Source organism: Streptomyces sp. NBC_01017, assembly GCF_045162795.1.
GTDB lineage: Bacteria > Actinomycetota > Actinomycetes > Streptomycetales > Streptomycetaceae > Streptomyces > Streptomyces machairae.
On sequence record NZ_CP108683.1, the window covers coordinates 5,121,286 to 5,136,462 of the forward strand.

The 15,177-nt window shown below is 69.3% G+C and carries 17 protein-coding genes and 1 pseudogene; 14 read left to right on the top strand and 4 right to left on the bottom strand.

Annotated features, from left to right (window positions below):
- Window positions 1–4: 4 nt before the first annotated feature.
- From OG331_RS23295 to OG331_RS23335, 9 genes are all read left to right on the top strand, one after another.
- Window positions 5–295, top strand: coding sequence for a DUF4035 domain-containing protein (locus OG331_RS23295; protein ID WP_406199287.1), 291 nt, complete (start codon window positions 5–7; stop codon window positions 293–295).
- A complete protein-coding gene (locus OG331_RS23300; RefSeq protein WP_406199289.1) occupies window positions 276–1,859 on the top strand; it encodes a hypothetical protein in 1,584 nt (527 codons plus the stop codon). The genes OG331_RS23295 and OG331_RS23300 overlap by 20 nt, the downstream gene beginning before the upstream one ends.
- The gene (locus OG331_RS23305; protein ID WP_406199291.1) at window positions 1,859–4,666 is read left to right on the top strand and encodes a hypothetical protein; all 2,808 of its coding nucleotides are present in this window, start codon (window positions 1,859–1,861) and stop codon (window positions 4,664–4,666) included. Before OG331_RS23300 ends, OG331_RS23305 begins: the two co-directional genes overlap by 1 nt.
- Before the next feature lie 9 nt (window positions 4,667–4,675).
- Complete coding sequence (locus tag OG331_RS23310) at window positions 4,676–5,080, top strand: hypothetical protein (protein ID WP_406199293.1); 405 nt, start codon at window positions 4,676–4,678, stop codon at window positions 5,078–5,080.
- A gap of 1 nt (window position 5,081) precedes the next feature.
- A complete protein-coding gene (locus OG331_RS23315) occupies window positions 5,082–5,327 on the top strand; it encodes a hypothetical protein (protein WP_406199296.1) in 246 nt (81 codons plus the stop codon).
- A gap of 61 nt (window positions 5,328–5,388) precedes the next feature.
- Window positions 5,389–6,117: an N-acetylmuramoyl-L-alanine amidase gene (locus OG331_RS23320; RefSeq protein ID WP_406199299.1), complete on the top strand. Its 729-nt coding sequence runs from the start codon at window positions 5,389–5,391 to the stop codon at window positions 6,115–6,117.
- Window positions 6,117–6,308, top strand: coding sequence for a hypothetical protein (locus OG331_RS23325; protein ID WP_406199301.1), 192 nt, complete (start codon window positions 6,117–6,119; stop codon window positions 6,306–6,308). The genes OG331_RS23320 and OG331_RS23325 overlap by 1 nt, the downstream gene beginning before the upstream one ends.
- Window positions 6,309–6,317: 9 nt before the next feature.
- Entirely contained in the window at window positions 6,318–6,584 is a 267-nt protein-coding gene (locus OG331_RS23330; protein WP_406199304.1) for a hypothetical protein, read from the top strand.
- Entirely contained in the window at window positions 6,581–7,243 is a 663-nt protein-coding gene (locus OG331_RS23335) for a collagen-like protein (protein ID WP_406199306.1), read from the top strand. Before OG331_RS23330 ends, OG331_RS23335 begins: the two co-directional genes overlap by 4 nt.
- An 81-nt stretch (window positions 7,244–7,324) precedes the next feature.
- On the opposite strand, the gene OG331_RS23340 is transcribed toward OG331_RS23335, so the two are convergent.
- Window positions 7,325–8,083 (bottom strand): GntR family transcriptional regulator, encoded by a 759-nt coding sequence (locus OG331_RS23340; protein ID WP_406199308.1) that lies wholly within the window; start codon window positions 8,081–8,083, stop codon window positions 7,325–7,327.
- Window positions 8,084–8,314: 231 nt separating this feature from the next.
- On the opposite strand from OG331_RS23340, the gene OG331_RS23345 reads away from it, so the two are divergent.
- Genes OG331_RS23345 through OG331_RS23355 form a run of 3 tightly spaced genes read left to right on the top strand, consistent with a single transcriptional unit; the run spans window position 8,315 to window position 8,984 of the window.
- Window positions 8,315–8,566 carry a hypothetical protein gene (locus tag OG331_RS23345; protein WP_406199311.1) on the top strand — a complete coding sequence of 84 codons (252 nt, stop codon included), beginning with the start codon at window positions 8,315–8,317 and terminating at the stop codon, window positions 8,564–8,566.
- Window positions 8,563–8,805, top strand: a complete 243-nt coding sequence (locus OG331_RS23350) for a hypothetical protein (RefSeq protein WP_406199313.1) — start codon at window positions 8,563–8,565, stop codon at window positions 8,803–8,805. The genes OG331_RS23345 and OG331_RS23350 overlap by 4 nt, the downstream gene beginning before the upstream one ends.
- Complete coding sequence (locus OG331_RS23355; RefSeq protein ID WP_406199315.1) at window positions 8,802–8,984, top strand: hypothetical protein; 183 nt, start codon at window positions 8,802–8,804, stop codon at window positions 8,982–8,984. The genes OG331_RS23350 and OG331_RS23355 overlap by 4 nt, the downstream gene beginning before the upstream one ends.
- A 223-nt stretch (window positions 8,985–9,207) precedes the next feature.
- Here the strand turns inward: OG331_RS23355 and OG331_RS23360 are convergent.
- Together OG331_RS23360 and ssd are read right to left on the bottom strand one after the other, a co-directional pair.
- Window positions 9,208–9,876 (bottom strand): annotated as a pseudogene (locus tag OG331_RS23360) (ATPase, T2SS/T4P/T4SS family); the annotation flags it as partial.
- Window positions 9,877–10,202: 326 nt separating this feature from the next.
- Window positions 10,203–11,330 (bottom strand): septum site-determining protein Ssd, encoded by a 1,128-nt coding sequence (gene ssd, locus OG331_RS23365; protein ID WP_406199318.1) that lies wholly within the window; start codon window positions 11,328–11,330, stop codon window positions 10,203–10,205.
- Between the two features lie 565 nt (window positions 11,331–11,895).
- On the opposite strand from ssd, the gene OG331_RS23370 reads away from it, so the two are divergent.
- Window positions 11,896–12,729 (top strand): HAD family hydrolase, encoded by an 834-nt coding sequence (locus tag OG331_RS23370; RefSeq protein ID WP_406199320.1) that lies wholly within the window; start codon window positions 11,896–11,898, stop codon window positions 12,727–12,729.
- Between the two features lie 472 nt (window positions 12,730–13,201).
- On the opposite strand, the gene OG331_RS23375 is transcribed toward OG331_RS23370, so the two are convergent.
- The gene (locus OG331_RS23375) at window positions 13,202–14,026 is read right to left on the bottom strand and encodes an oxidoreductase (RefSeq protein WP_406199322.1); all 825 of its coding nucleotides are present in this window, start codon (window positions 14,024–14,026) and stop codon (window positions 13,202–13,204) included.
- Between the two features lie 101 nt (window positions 14,027–14,127).
- Here OG331_RS23375 and OG331_RS23380 point away from each other — a divergent pair, with 101 nt between their 5' ends.
- Window positions 14,128–15,141, top strand: a complete 1,014-nt coding sequence (locus tag OG331_RS23380) for an ATP-binding protein (RefSeq protein WP_406199325.1) — start codon at window positions 14,128–14,130, stop codon at window positions 15,139–15,141.
- Window positions 15,142–15,177: the final 36 nt, after the last annotated feature.

The window sequence follows — 15,177 nt, forward strand, 5'->3', positions numbered from 1 at the left end:
CGGGATGACGGTGGCCGACCTGGACTCCCGGCTGGGTTCGGCCGAGCTGACCGAGTGGATGGCCTTCGAGAAAATCACCGGCCCGCTCGGCAGGCGCCGGAACGACATCCAGGCGGCCACCATCGCGGCCACCGTCGCCAATGCCAACCGGGGCAAGGGCGGCAAGAGGTTCACGCCGCAGGACTTCCTGCTGCCCTACGGCGCCGAACGGAAGGGGCCGCAAGAAATGCTGGCGGCCATCCGCGGCATCAACAGGTCGATGGGGGGTGAAGAGCATGGAGGACGTAAGGGTTGAGATCGCTGCGGACATGGGCAACACGTCCGCAACGCTCAACGACGCAACCACCAGCATCGACGGACTGGGCGACGCGGCCAGCTCTGCCAGCGGTGACCTCAGCCAGGCGGACAGCCAGGCCGGCGGCCTCGCCAGCAGCATGGACAAGGTCGGCGTCGGAGCGCTCGGCGCCGCCGGCGCGTTCGCCAGCATGGGCGACATCGTCAACGGCGCCGTCGACCTGTGGAACACGGGAGAGCAGCGGGCCGACGACCTCGCTCGCGCACAGAACGACGTCGCCCAGGCCGCCCTCGATGTCAAGCAGGCCAACCAGGACATGAAGCAGTCCCAGGTCGACGCCAACCAGGCGCAGATCGACGGCGTCCAGTCCGGGATCGACCTCAAGCAGGCCCTGCTCGACCAGAAGGTTGCCCAGAAGGACTACAACGACGCGGTCAAGGAGTTCGGCCCCAACTCTCTCGAGGCTCAGCAGGCGCAGATCGACCTGACCCAGGCGGACGCGGACGCCAAGCAGGCCAAACTCGACGGGAAGCAGGCCACCGAGGACTACAACCAGGCCCAGCTCGACGGCAAGCAGGCGGCCATCGACGCCAAGGGCGCGCAGATCGACCTCAACGAGGCCCAGCGCAACCAGGTCGGCGCGGGCGTCATGGGCAGCTGGGTCGGCACGATCTCGCAGGTCGGCACCGCGCTCTTCGGTCTCATCGGCACCTTCGCCCTGTTCGGGGCCGGCACCGTCGCCACCGCCGCGACCGCTGTCGGCTCGGCCATCGCCACGGCCGCGGCATGGGTGGGTTCCTGGATCGCCATGGCCGCATCCGCCACCATGAGCGCGATCACCATGGCGGCTGCGTGGCTGCTTTCCATCTGGCCGATCGCCCTGATCATCGCGGCTGTCGTCGGCCTGGCAGTCGTCATCATCAAGAACTGGGACACGATCAAGGCGTGGACCATCAAGATTTTCGACGCGGTCTGGAGCTGGCTCAAGGGCCTGTGGGACGACATCGTGGGGATCTTCAACTGGGCCGTCGACACGGTCAAGTACATCTTCCTGAACTTCACCCCGCTCGGAATCATCATCAAGAACTGGGGTGCGATTACCGGTTGGATCAACACCCAGTGGAGCAACATCTCCAAGTCGGTCTCTGGCTGGGTTTCGAAGATCGGCGGATTCTTCGAGGGCATGTGGGATGGAGTCACGGACGGCCTGAAGTGGGCGCTCAACGGAATCATCAGCATGCTGAACGACGGCATCTACGGCGTGAACAAGCTGATCGCCGGGGCCAACAGCATCCCGGGCGTCGACATCCCCTTCATCCCGTACATCCCCTACCTCGCCGAGGGCGGCGTCACCACAGGCCCCACCCTGGCCATGATCGGTGAAGGCCGGGAGCAGGAAGCCGTGCTTCCCCTGAGCAAGCTCCAGGGCCTGCTGAACATGCAGGGAGACGGCGGGCGCCCGATCGTGGTCCAGATCAACGGCGGCGGCTTCCGTGAGTTCCTTCAGGAGAGAGTCCGGGTCACGTCCGGAGGCGACATCGTCAAGTACGCGGGAGGTGACTGATGCCGAGCCTGCCCCCGCCCATCTGGGCCGACCTGTTCTACGACGGAGCGTGGAACGACATCAGCCGCGACGTGCGCGCGACGGAGACGCTGACCGTCACCCGGGGCCTGTCCTCGGAGTCGTCCTCCGCGGCGGAGCCGACCAGCACCGAGTGCGTGCTGGACAGCCGCGGCTACAAGTACGCGCCGCGGGCCCCGCAGTCGTCCCTGTACGGCCTGATCGGGCGCAACACCGGCTTCCGGTGGGGCTACAAGGTCGGCTCCCCGTGGGCCGCGATGACGGGCACGTCCGGGAACAAGCTGACCACCCCCGACAGCGCCCAGTTGGCCGTCACCGGGGACCTGGACCTGCGCATCGACCTGGCTCTGGAGGACTGGTCGACCCAATGCCACCTCGCCGGCCGGTACGGGGTCACCGGGAACAATCGCTGCTGGGCGTTCCTCATGGCCGCCGACGGGCAGCTCTCTTTCTACTGGTCCCCTGACGGCACCCTCGCCAGCAGGGTCGTCGAGTTCGCCACCGAGGACATCAGGGCGTACAACGGCCAGCGCATGGCCCTGCGCGTCACCCTCGACGTGAACAACGGGGCCGGCAAGTACGAGCTCAGGTTCTACACCGGGCGTACCGTCGACGACGAGGAATGGCACCTCATCGGAGACCCGAAGGTGGGCGCCTCCACCACCTCGGTGTTCGACGGCTCCAACGGCATCGAGCTCGGCGACATCGCCGAGCTGACCGAGAACCCCCTGAACGGCAAGCTGTACGCCTTCAAGCTGCTCAGCGGCATCGGCGGGACCACCGCCGTCCACATGACGACCTCCGATGCCGCACCCGCCGCAACCTCGTTCACCTCGCACGGTCTGACGTGGACCGTCGCGGGCGCCGCAGTCCTCACTAACCGGCATGTGCGCATGGCCGGCGAGGTGCCCGCCTGGCCGCCCACCCGGGACCGGTCCGGCAACGACAACTACGTCAGCATCGCCCCGGCCGGGGTCACCCGGCGCATGGACGCGGGCAACAAACCGACGGACAGCGCGCTGCTGCGGTTCATCCAAGCGAACAACCCGATCGAGTGCTGGCCGCTCACCGACGGCATCGACGCCGACGGCGCGGCATCGCTGGTCGGCGGCCGAGACATGACGGCCTACCTCGACACCGGCTTCGGCGGCGACCAGCCGGTCCGTCAAGGCGGCCAGCTGCGGGAGTGGATCGAGGACGTCCTCCAGCTCAAGGCGGAAACCATCGGCGTGCTGGCCGGTGGCGTGCCCAACAGCACGGCGGCCGCCTCCGCCTGGTCCGTCGACTTCTTCCTCGCGGGCGGCGGCGAAATCGGCGGCGGCACCTTCGAAATCACCGACCGAGGCGCAGGGACCGACAGCGACAACCGCTACCGCATCCAGGTCGCCTTCTTCCCGAACGACGACGACATCACCATCATCCGGGGCGCGTTCGGCGAGACGACTTCGTCGGGCGCCATCCTCGCCCACATCGCCAGCCCGGGCATTTACGACGAGCGCGGACACCACATCCGCGTCACCATCGACCCGCTCGCCACCACAACCGACTGGGCGGTCTACGTCGACGGCGTACAGCGTGCGTCCGGCAACATGTCGGGCATCGTCTTCAAGGCCATCCGGGACATCCGCTACAACTGGTCCCTGGTGGCCGGCGGCGGCCTCACCACCACCGACCAGTCCATCGGCTACATCACCTACTGGGACAGCACCGGCCCCACCGCGGGCGAGATGTACGACGCGTTCACCGGCTTCCAGGGCGAGCGCGCCGGGGACCGCATCGAGCGCCTGGCCACCGAGGCCGGGTACGTCGCCTCGGTCGCCGGGGAGACAGTGTTCCAACAGCGCATGGGCATCCAGGGGTCGAAGAAGCTGCTGGAGCTCATGAACGAGACAGCCCGCACGAACTTCGGCTACCTCCTCGAGGCAAGGGACCGGATCGAGATCATCCACCGCGGGCAGTCGACGCTGTGGAACCAGCCCCCGGGGCTCGTCCTGGACTTCAAGGCAGGCCTGATCTCGGCGCCCTTCCGGCCGGAAGACGGCGACAAGCTGACCGAGAATGACGTATCCGTGAAGCGGGAGTTCGGAAGCGTGCCCGCACGGGAGGTCCGAAAGGACGGTGCACTGTCCGTCCAGGACCCCGAAGACGGCGGTGTGGGCCGCTACGACCAGGCGTACACCTACAGCGTCGAGACGGACGCGCAGGCCCGCCAGGTCGCCGCGATGCGGGTACACCTGGGCACCTACAACGGGGTTCGGTACACCCGCGTCACGCTCGACCTGGCCAACCCTCGCGTCTTCCAGATGATCGACGACATCCTCCGGCTCGACGTCGGCGACAAACTGCGCCTGACAAGACTGCCGGACGACCACGGGCCCGACGACGTCGACGTCCTGGTCCAGGGCTACACCGAGGAAGTCGGCCCGGACGTCTGGAAGATCACGTTCAACTGCGTGCCCGGCGAACCGTGGACGGCCGGTGTGGTCGGCTCCACCACCTACGGGCGGGCGGACACGGGCGGCTGTCAGCTGGCGGAGGCCCTGGACGCCTCGGAGACCGGCGTGGACGTGCTCACCACGGCCGTCGCACGGTGGATCGACTCGGCCACCTACGCCGCGGAGTTCCCGTTCGATGTCCGCACGGGCGGGGAGATGATGCGGGTGACCGCCTGCACGGGCACCACCACGTCACAGACGTTCACCGTGACCCGCGGGATCAACGGCGTCAGCAAGTCCCATTCGAGCGGCCAGCCGATCAGCTTGGCCCATCCCGTCTACGTGGCGATGTAGGAGGCGGCTGTGACCGTGTGGCTTTCCGGCATGCTGATGACGGCCGATCGGCTCAACGACTCCTCCCTCGACGACGAGACCACCAGCGGCTTCGTGATCGCCTCCGGGTGGACCCTGAACAACTTCTGGGCCAACCGCAGCCGGTCCACGATCGAGATGAACATCTACGTCCTGAGGTCCGGCGCGGACATCACCGCGACCTCCGGCAACATCGGCGACACCGCCGTGGGAACCGCGCCCTCGGGGTGGCGACCGAACAGTGCCTCGACCATCAACGGCACGTGGGATGACGGCACCGCGACCGGTGGCTGGGTCATCGGCACGGACGGCATCTGCTCCCTGCGTACCGCGTCCAGCAACATCGTCACGAACCGCAACCTCCGCCTTCACATCGTCTTCAACAAGGAGCCCTGACATGCCCCTCGGCACCCCCGGAGACCCCACCGCAAGCCTGTGGAGGATCACGGCGCAGAGCCGGGACTCGGCCGGCGACTACCCCGTCACCTTCAACGTGGACGCGACGACCGACAACCCGGACGCGCCTGCGGTGCCGGACATCGTGCAGAAGTTCGTCGACATGATCGAAACCTCGGCGGACTTCCGGTTCGTCTCCGCGTCTCGCACGTACTCCCAAGCGCAGCCGATCACCCCCACCGGCTGACCCTCCCTCGTTCCCCGCCCCGTGCCGCCGGCCCGGGGCCTTTCTCATGTCTGGAGACACGTTGGCTACTCCCCTGAGCGCGGCCACGTTCCTGGCCAAGCTTCGCGCCGAGGGCGTGAGGATCCAGGAGCGCGGCAACTGGCGCACCCACAGCCGGGCCGGACACGGCGCCTGGGGTCCCGTGCACGGCGTGATGGTCCACCACACCGTCACCAAGGGAACCGCGAACACCGTCAAGATCTGCACCGACGGCTACTCGTCCCTCCCCGGCCCGCTGTGCCACGGCGTCATCGCCAAGGACGGCACCGTGCACCTCGTTGGCTACGGACGCACCAACCACGCGGGCCTGGGTGACGACGACGTCCTCAAGGCCGTCATCGCCGAGAACGCACTGCCCGCACCGAACGAGGCGAACACCGACGGTAACGCCCGCTTCTACGGCTTCGAGTGCGAGAACCTCGGCGACGGCAAAGACCCGTGGCCCGAGGCGCAGGTCGAGGCCATCGTGCGCGTGTCCGCCGCCCTGTGTCGTGCGCACGGCTGGGGCAACGACGGCGACACCTCCGTGATCGGCCATAAGGAGTGGCAGCCGGGCAAGGTCGACCCGCGCGGCCCCGGTTTTTCCATGCCCGACATCCGCAAGCGCGTCGCCGAGCGGCTGGACCACCCGGCCAGTTGGTCGCCGGACACAGCCCCTGCGCCAGCGCCTAAGCCGAAACCCCCGACCGTCGAGGAGCGGCTGACGGCGCTGGAGAAGCGCGTCACCGTGCTGGAGAAGAAGGGTTCCTGATGAAGATCTCGAAGTCCTGGAAGGCGGTCGTCGCCGCGGTCGTCGCGGGCGGCGGCACCCTGTCCACCGCCCTTGCCGACGACACCATCACCGCGGCCGAGGGCTGGGCCGCTGGCCTGGCCGTGCTCGCCGCGCTCGGCTTCACCTGGGCTGTGCCCAACAAGCCGGCCGCCCCTCCGCGCGACCTGTAGGGAGCCACCTTGGACGCCACCACCATCGGCGCGTGCCTCGCGCTGATCGGGGTTCTGTCCGGCTCGGTGGTGGCGTACCTCGGCAAGCGCGGTGAGAACGCAACCACCCGCATGAACTCGGAGATTGACCAGATCCAGGAGGAACGCGATGGGCTGCGTAAGCAACTCGCCGAACGAGACGCCCGGGTCGGCGAGCTGCTCAAGCAGCAGGGAGACGACTACGTGACCATCGCCCGCCTCCGTGCCCAAGTCATCAACCTGGGAGGCGATCCGTGACCCGTGCAGAGCGCGCGCTCGCTGGGCGCTGGCGGTGGATCGCCGTCTTCTGCTGGCTGCTGGCCCTGTCCGGGGCGGTCGTCATCGGACGGTCCTACTACAACCAGCTCGCCGACGAGACCGACCGACGAGGCGCGGCTGTGAGCGTCCTCGCCTCCGACGTCCGCGTCCTGCGCGAGCAGGTCAAAGCCGCGGGCGAGACACCCAAGGCGCCCGACCCGAGCCAGGCCGTCGAAGACCTCGACGACCGCGTCCGGGTGCCCGTACCCATCCCAGTCCCCGGAGAGAAGGGCGACAAGGGAGACAAGGGGGATCCTGGGGAGCCGGCTCCCACCATCACCCCGTCGCCCGGCGCGTCCGGGGCTCCCGGTCAGCCGGGCGCGGATTCCACCGTGCCCGGCCCCGAAGGACCCCCGGGCGCCACCGTGACCGGTCCGCCAGGCCCTCAAGGCGAGCGTGGGGAGAAGGGTGACACCGGCGAGCAGGGTCCGCCCGGGCCGGCCGGGCAGTCTTGCCCCGAGGGTTATTCGTGGCAGACCCCGTCCTACGACCCCTACGCGCGAGTGTGCCGCCAGGACGGCGCACCCGACCCCGAACCCACAGACGACGGTGGGCTGCTCTCCATGGGCCTCGACCCGAGCCGCCGCCAGTACCCGTAACGAAACACGAAACGAAATGCGGCCCCGCTCTCCTCCGGGAGGGCGGGGCCGCTTTCGTGCGTCCAGGGTGTAGCTACACCCTCAGTCCTCCAGCTCGATGCGGAAGTCGACGATGGTCGTGTCGCCGCGGCGCACGATCGGGTGGGCCACCTCGACGACGCGACCGGTGTCGGCGATGTGCCTGCGCGTGTACCGCAGCACCGGCACGCCCGAGCCGATTCGCAGCGTCGCCGCCTCCAGCTCGGTGGGCATGCCCGCCTGGAACGACTCCGTGATCGCCGTGACGCGGATACCGAGGGACGCCATCTGCGCCCGAGTGCCGCCGGGCCACGGCTCGTTGATGGGGTCGGCGACCGGCGTGCCCTCGACGTCCGCCCAGCGCACGTAGCTGGTGCTCATCTGGGTGGGCTGGTCGTTGTCGTAGAACACGAAGTGCCGGGCAAGGAGTCGCTCGCCCACCTCGCACTCGAACAGCGCGGCCATCTCGGCGTCGGCCTGGACGCGCTCGAACCGCTTGTCGAGCCGGTACTCGGACCAGGAGATGCCCTGATCCTTCGTGTACGGGGTGGAGCGCGTCCCGGGCGTCTGTCGGTAGCGGTCGGCGGGCATCCGGTGGATGGCCGGCCGCTTCCGAACGATGGTGCCTGCGCGAGCCCGGGACTCCAGGAGACCTTCGTTGGCGAGCAGCCGGATCGCGTTGCGGACCGTGATCTCTGAGACCGCGTAGTGCGCGCAAAGTTCCGGCAGCGTCGGGATGCGGTCGCCGGGCTCGAACTCACCGCCTGGCGCGATGCGTCGTCGCAGGTCGGCGGCGATGCGCAGGTACTCAGGCTGTGCCACAGCGATGCTCCCGCTTCCACTGATCGCGTCAATCTGTATACGCATACTCTCCCGCCCCACTTGACCAACGCCAATCCCGGCGACAATCTGAATACACAAAGCAAGTATCCGTATTCAGATACCATCTGTCTCCGGGGGACAGCTATGCCCGAGTCGGGTCATACATGGCAAAAGCCCTTCAAGGGCGAGCCTATCGAGGCAGCACACGTCCGCCTGTGGACCGCCGGCCGCGTGAAGCACCCCGACGCCCCCCTCATCGCCAGCGAGCTGTACACCGCCGTACTCGGCTCCGGCGCCCCGGTCGTCGACATGGAGATCTCGACCGCCGGGACCCGCATCCGCATCACGGCGCGCGGCACCGACCCGCTCCCGATCCTCTACAGCAACGGGCCAGGCTGGTCACTCGTCACCAGCCTGGCCCACCTCGCCGGACTCACCACCGACGAGTGCGGCCTGTGGGCGCAGTTAGGGACGAGCCGATGACATGGCAGCCCAAGCCGCCGCCCGCAACCGGGCTGACCCGCGCGCAGTACTCCGGGTGGGCCTGCTGCTGGTGCCACACCTCACTGGCCGACGGCGCCCGGTCCGCCGGCCGGGCTGAAGGGTCGGCGGGCGCACACGACTTGAGCGTCGAGGTGTACGAGTGCGGGCCGAAGTGCCCGGAGCGGCCGAGGCGGCGCAGGCGCACCCCGGAGACCGACCAGTCAGGAGGAACCCCGTGAGCACGTCGACTCAGCACCGCACCGCCGCCTCGGCGGCACAGGACCAGACGTCGCGCGCCGCCGGCCAGGCGGCCGGGTACTGCTGGGAGCGCAACCCCAACGGGCCGGGCCGTTGCACCTGGCCGCCGCACCGCTCCGGCGGGCACAAGGACCACTACGCGCACACCGAGTGGCACTAGACCCCGTCACCGGCGTGGTGCGCCGATCGCACCGGTGACGATCCCCGCGGCCCCGGCCGACAGCCTCCCCCGACTGTCGCCGGGGCCGCTTTCTGCCGTCACCTTCGATTCAAAGGTGATCACGGCGACTGCGAAATCGGACCACAAAGCCGCAGGTCAGAGGCAGGTTTTCGCCAGCCCCGAAACCCTCCCCAGCAAGATCGCTCTAGAGGTGTCTCAGTCATAGATTGGGGTTTCCGCTGCCGGTCCCGCCGCTGATCAGGAAAGACAGCCGCGTCTCGACCAGCGCCCGCAGGACCCGGTCCCCGCCCGGCGGCACCGTGCCCGCGCAGACCAACTCGTCGAGTGTGAACGCCCGCGGCCGTACGACACGCAGCGCCAGGCAGGTGCAGCCGACGGCCACCGGCGGCAACACCGCGTGCAGCCGGGTCCCGTCAGGCAGCCGGGCGTCCACCCAGGGCCGCGCGTCATCCAGGCGCCGCCCCGCCACCGCGGCGAGGCGTTGGGCGAGGCGCCGTACGGCCGCCGCGTCCGGGAAGGACACGGACGTCAGTTCCAGGCCGCCGCCCCGGTCCACCCAGACCCGGTCCGGCGCCGAGACCAGCACGTCCGTCACGGACGGATCGGCGAGCAGCGGCTCCAGCGGGCCGCTCCCGACCAGCTCGGACCGCAACTGCTCGGCCGCCCCGAGGACTTCGGCGTCCCCCAGCACCCTGCCCTGCTCGCGCAAGGCCTGCGCGACCCGTGCCGGAGTCGGCTCGGCCCCGCTCTCGGCCAGCCTCTGACGCACCCCGTCGAGCAGCCCCGCCGGTATGCCCACCCCGGCCGCCGGCCCCTCCACCGCCCACCGCGCATCCGACGACCCAGCCCTGTCGGCTGACTCCCAGGGCACAACCGACGATCCGTCCCTGTCGGCCCACTCCCGCCGCCCGGCGCCCGAAATCGCCGTCGGGTCCAACAGCCGCCCCACGACAGCCCCGTTCGCCGTGTGGCCCGGCAACGGCCCGGCCACAGCTCCACTCACCGCACGACTCGCCAGCCGCCGCTCGGCCGCGTCGCTCGCAGACCCATCCGACGCCCACCGCGGCGTACCCCTGCGAGCCCCACCGCCCGACGCCCAGCCACCTGACGCCCCGCCGCCCGCTCGCGCCCCCGCGGACGGCCCCCGCACCGACCGAGTCTCGCGACCGCCGACCCGCCCAAACCCCGAAGCCTTACTCATGCCACCCTCGCCTCAAGCAACGCCCGCTCCCAGAACTCCCGGCAGAACCGGGCCAACGGCCCCCGCCCCGCCACCCCCGGCGGATCCTTGCTCTCGTGCGGCCGCAGCAGTCCCGACTCGACCGGCACCTCGCCCACGAGCGGCAGATCCAGCAGGCGGGCGACCTCGCGGTCGTCGAGCCCGGCCGCGTACGGTCCGCGTACCGCAACCCGCAGGTCGCGCAGGACCAGTTGGACCGCGGAGGCCACCTGCCGAGCGGCCGCCACCGCGCGCAGTTCGGCGGGGGCCACGAGGATCCCGACATCGAGTTGTGCGAGGGCTTCCGCGACCCCGTCGTCGATACGGCGGGGCAGGTCGACTACGACCGCGCCGCCCCGGCGCCGGGCCGCTGCGAGGACCGCTCGCATCGCCTGTGGCGGGACGGCGACGCAGTCGCCGCGGTCCCAGCTCAGGACCCGCAGGGAGTGCAGTTTCGGCAGCGACTCCTCCAGGGCCCCGCTGCCGAGCCGTCCGCGTGAGCCGGCGAATGCCGGCCAGCGCAGGCCGTCGGCCGATTCGCCGCCGAGGAGTACGTCGAGTCCGCCGCCCAGCGGATCGGCGTCCACGAGCAGCGTGCGCAGCCCCTCACTTGCGGCGGTGACGGCGAGGGCGCACGCGAGCGTGGAGGCGCCGGCCCCGCCGCGTCCACCGATGACGCCGACGGTGAGGGCGGGGCGCCCGACGCCCTCGGTGACGTCGGCGATGCGGTCGACCAGCCACTGCTCGCCGTCCGGCAGCATCAGGACGTGATCGGCGCCGATCTCGACGGCCCGGCGCCAGACCCCGGAATCGTCCTGGTCGCGGCCGACGAGTACCACTCCGCGTCGGCGTCCGGCACCGCGCACGCGGCGTGCTGCGTCGTCGCCGACCAGGACGAGTGGCGCGGCCTCCCAGTTGCCTCTGGGCTCGGGCACTCCGTGGTGGACCTCCGGTGTGGCGCCTGCCGCGGCGCACAGGCGCAGCAGGTCGTCGAGCAGATCGGCGTCCTCCGTGACGATCAACGGCCGGCCCGGCCGCCCTGAGGCGGCGGGTGGCGGATCGTGTGTGACGGTTGCGGTCACGGTTTCCGTCCCCCTTCGCTGCATCACTCGCGCAGCCCTGCGGCCCCGCGATTCCCAAACGTGTGAAGAACCGGCGAGCGGCCTCCATATGAACGGCCGATACGAACCGGCCAAACACGCCCGACTAACCGACTAACCAGAACCGGCCATGAAGTCGGCCTGAGCGGGACGCGTTGGAAACACGGTGCAGCGAACCCGGAAATCGTGTGGATCTTGGTCGATAACTGTGGACAACTCGGCGGTTGTGAATATCGCCGTCACCCATACCGGTGACCCCGCACCGACCCCTGTGCGACTTCCGCAGAGCAGCCCGATCGCTACGCACAGTGATGAATCATGGGCATGCAAAAGAGGCGGCCGCAGCCGCCTCAACTCGGCCCTGCGGCCGCTCTCAGAAGGGGAAAATGCACCCGGACATGCGACGACCCCCGCCGGGGGGGAGAGCGGGGGTCGTCTCCACGGCCGACTCGGGGGGGGAGGAGCCGGACCGTGTTAGCACGGTCGCGAACGATCCGTGACTTCCATGGTGTACCCGAGAGCCCTCTCAGGCAAACCCACGCGCCCACCTTACGCCGAATGGGCTGCGCCTATGCTCGGGGTCGTGGAAAACCACTCCTTGCCCCGCACAGCCGCCTTCTTTGACCTGGACAAGACGGTCATTGCGAAGTCGAGCACGCTCACGTTCAGCAAGTCCTTCTACCAAGGCGGTCTGATCAACCGCCGGGCCGCCCTGCGGACCGCATATGCCCAGTTCGTCTTCCGCCTGGGCGGTATGGACCATGACCAGATGGAGCGCACACGCGAGTACCTCTCCGCGCTCGTCCGCGGCTGGAACGTCCAGCAGGTCAAGGAGATCGTCGCCGAGACGCTGCACGACCTGATCGACCCGATCATCTACGACGAGGCCGCCTCCCTCATCGAGGAGCACCACACCGCCGGCCGCGACGTCGTGATCGTGTCCACGTCGGGCGCGGAGGTGGTCGAGCCGATCGGCGAGCTGCTCGGTGCCGACCGCGTGGTGGCCACGCGCATGGTCGTGGGTGACGACGGCTGCTTCACCGGAGAGGTGGAGTACTACGCGTACGGCCCGACGAAGGCCGAGGCAATCAAGGAGCTTGCCGGGTCCGAGGGCTACGACCTCTCCCGCTGCTACGCCTACAGCGACTCGGCCACCGATCTGCCGATGCTTCAGGCCGTCGGCCATCCCCATGCGGTGAATCCCGACCGCACACTGCGCCGTGAAGCAGTCGCGCGCGGGTGGCCGATTCTCGACTTCCATCGCCCGGTCCGGCTCAAGCAGCGCATTCCCTCGTTCTCCGTACCCCCGCGTCCCGCCCTTGTCGCGGCTGCGGCCATAGGAGCCGCGGCGGCCACCGCGGGCCTCGTCTGGTACGCGAGTCGACGCCGCTCCGCACTCGCCTGAACTGCGCTCCCAGGACTGGGCGCACCAGGTTCGCTATACCGATGACCGTTTGTCTCCGTTTTGCGAGCAAAAGTAAAGAACTGCAGCCAGGCCTTCCGCTCGGTTGGGTCCAGGAGTACAAAGGACTCAACGGCCCGCGAGACCAAGGACATCCGAGAGGATCACCTTAAACACGCATTTGGCCCCACGGACCGAGCATGGACACCGGGCACCCACGCGACGTCGACCCGTCGATTACGGGCCAGCCGCACCAGGTGACGGGCAAAGTTCCCGACCTGATGGGCAACATATCGAGGACGCCTGGTAACCCGGTGGACATGCCAGCGGCGGTACGAATTCTCGTACCGCCGCAACTTATGTGAGCCCCCGCCCGGGGGCTTTTTCATGCCTTGCAGATCACCGCGCCCAAGGGCTCGCCACTGCTCACTGATGGCAATGCCTCACGGCTCGCAATGCCTCTCGCGCGCGTGCGTCACGCCGCGCCGCGCTGAAGCGCCTCGCAGACAGCCGTCGACTCGCGCGCGCCGAGCTCGATCGCCTTGCCGCAGTGGGCGATCCAGGCGGCCATGCCCTCGGGGGTGCCCGAGACGTAACCGTCGAGCGCTGCCAGGTAGGCCGCGCGACCCAGTTCGCCGTGGCCGACCTCGGCCGGACAGACGGACTTCGGGTCGAGGCCGCTGCCGACCAGGACGATGCGCTCGGCCGTGCGCGCGACCAGGCCGTTGTGGGAGGTGAAGGGGCGCAGTGCGAGAAGTTCGCCGTGCACGATGGCGGCCGTCACCAGCGCGGGCGCGGACCCGCCGGCGATGATCAGCTCGGACAGCCCCTCCAGCCGGCCATGCACCTCCGCCGCGCTCGGCAGCGGCAGCTCGACAAGCGGCTCGTCGACCGGCTCGCCCTCCTGCCGCGGCCGTCCGACCCGGTCGTCCTTGCTCGCCGCCGCCACGAGGTGCAGCCGGGCCAGCACCCGCAGCGGCGACTGCCGCCAGATGGACAGCAGTTGGCCTGCCTCGGCCGTCAGCCGCAGGGAGGCGCCAACAACACGCGCCTCGTCGTCCCCGCTGAAGTCGGTACGCCGACGCACCTCTTCCAGCGCCCAGTCCGCCCCGGACAGCGACGCCGACCCACGGGCGCCGCGCAGCGCCGCCTCGCCGGTGATCTCGTTACTGCGGCGCCGCATGATCCGGTGCCCGTACACCCGGTCCACGGATTTACGCACGGACTCCACGGACTCGGGCACACCGGGCAGGGAACCGAGAGTCGCGAGCGGATCGGCGGACGCGCCTGTCGTACTCATGAGTACGACACTACGCAACCCGGGCGCGCACCCCACGATCGAGTGGCCTTCTTCACGCACGTGTGCCACGTACAGCTATCACTCCACTACCCTTTGTGAACATGAAAATTGGTTTCGTCGGGAAGGGCGGCAGCGGCAAGACGACCCTGTCCTCCCTGTTCATCCGCCACCTCGCCGCCGTCGGCGCGCCGGTCGTCGCCGTCGACGCCGACATCAATCAGCACTTGGGAGCCGCGCTCGGCCTCGACGACACGGAGGCCGCGGCACTGCCCGCGATGGGCGAGCGGCTGTCGCTGATCAAGGACTACCTGCGCGGTTCCAACCCGCGGATCGCCTCCGCGCAGACGATGATCAAGACGACGCCGCCGGGCGAGGGGTCGCGACTGCTGCGGGTCTGCGAGAGCAATGCGGTGTACGACGCCTGCGCCCGGCCGGTGGAACTCGACGGCGGCGCCGTCCGTTTGATGGTCACCGGCCCCTTCACGGACTCCGACCTCGGAGTCGCCTGCTACCACTCCAAGACGGGGGCGGTGGAGCTGTTCCTGAACCACCTGGTGGACGGTCCCGACGAGTACGTCGTGGTCGACATGACTGCGGGATCGGACTCCTTCGCCTCCGGCATGTTCACCCGCTTCGACATCACGTTCCTCGTCGCCGAGCCGACCCGGAAGGGGGTCTCCGTCTATCGCCAGTACAAGGAGTACGCCCGCGACTTCGGCGTCGTCCTGAAGGTCATCGGCAACAAGGTGCAGGGTCAGGACGACCTCGACTTCCTCCGCGCCGAGGTCGGCGACGACCTGCTGGTGACCGTCGGGCACTCGGACTGGGTGCGCGCCATGGAGAAGGGCCGCCCGCCCCGGTTCGAGCTCCTGGAGGACGTCAATCAGCTCGCCCTGCGCCGCCTGCACACGGCCGTGGACGCCACGTACGAGCTGCGGGACTGGGAGAGTTACACCCGCCAGATGGTGCATTTCCACCTGAAGAACGCCCAGTCCTGGGGAAACGAGCGCACCGGGGCCGACCTGGCGGCGCAGATCGACCCCGGATTCGTACTCGGCGAGCACGTCCTCGGCGAGAATGTCGCGGCCTTGTCAGGGGCAACAACTCCCGCCTGACCCCTACCGCCTGACCCCTACCGCCTGACCGACCGC

Coding starts and splice junctions, on each gene's coding strand:
- OG331_RS23295 (WP_406199287.1), top strand. CDS start 5: ATGACGGTGGCCGACCTGGACTCCCGGCTGGGTTCGGCCGAGCTGACC.
- OG331_RS23300 (WP_406199289.1), top strand. CDS start 276: ATGGAGGACGTAAGGGTTGAGATCGCTGCGGACATGGGCAACACGTCC.
- OG331_RS23305 (WP_406199291.1), top strand. CDS start 1,859: ATGCCGAGCCTGCCCCCGCCCATCTGGGCCGACCTGTTCTACGACGGA.
- OG331_RS23315 (WP_406199296.1), top strand. CDS start 5,082: ATGCCCCTCGGCACCCCCGGAGACCCCACCGCAAGCCTGTGGAGGATC.
- OG331_RS23325 (WP_406199301.1), top strand. CDS start 6,117: ATGAAGATCTCGAAGTCCTGGAAGGCGGTCGTCGCCGCGGTCGTCGCG.
- OG331_RS23350 (WP_406199313.1), top strand. CDS start 8,563: ATGACATGGCAGCCCAAGCCGCCGCCCGCAACCGGGCTGACCCGCGCG.
- ssd (WP_406199318.1), bottom strand. CDS start 11,330: ATGCAGCGAAGGGGGACGGAAACCGTGACCGCAACCGTCACACACGAT.
- OG331_RS23370 (WP_406199320.1), top strand. CDS start 11,896: ATGCTCGGGGTCGTGGAAAACCACTCCTTGCCCCGCACAGCCGCCTTC.
- OG331_RS23375 (WP_406199322.1), bottom strand. CDS start 14,026: ATGAGTACGACAGGCGCGTCCGCCGATCCGCTCGCGACTCTCGGTTCC.
- OG331_RS23380 (WP_406199325.1), top strand. CDS start 14,128: ATGAAAATTGGTTTCGTCGGGAAGGGCGGCAGCGGCAAGACGACCCTG.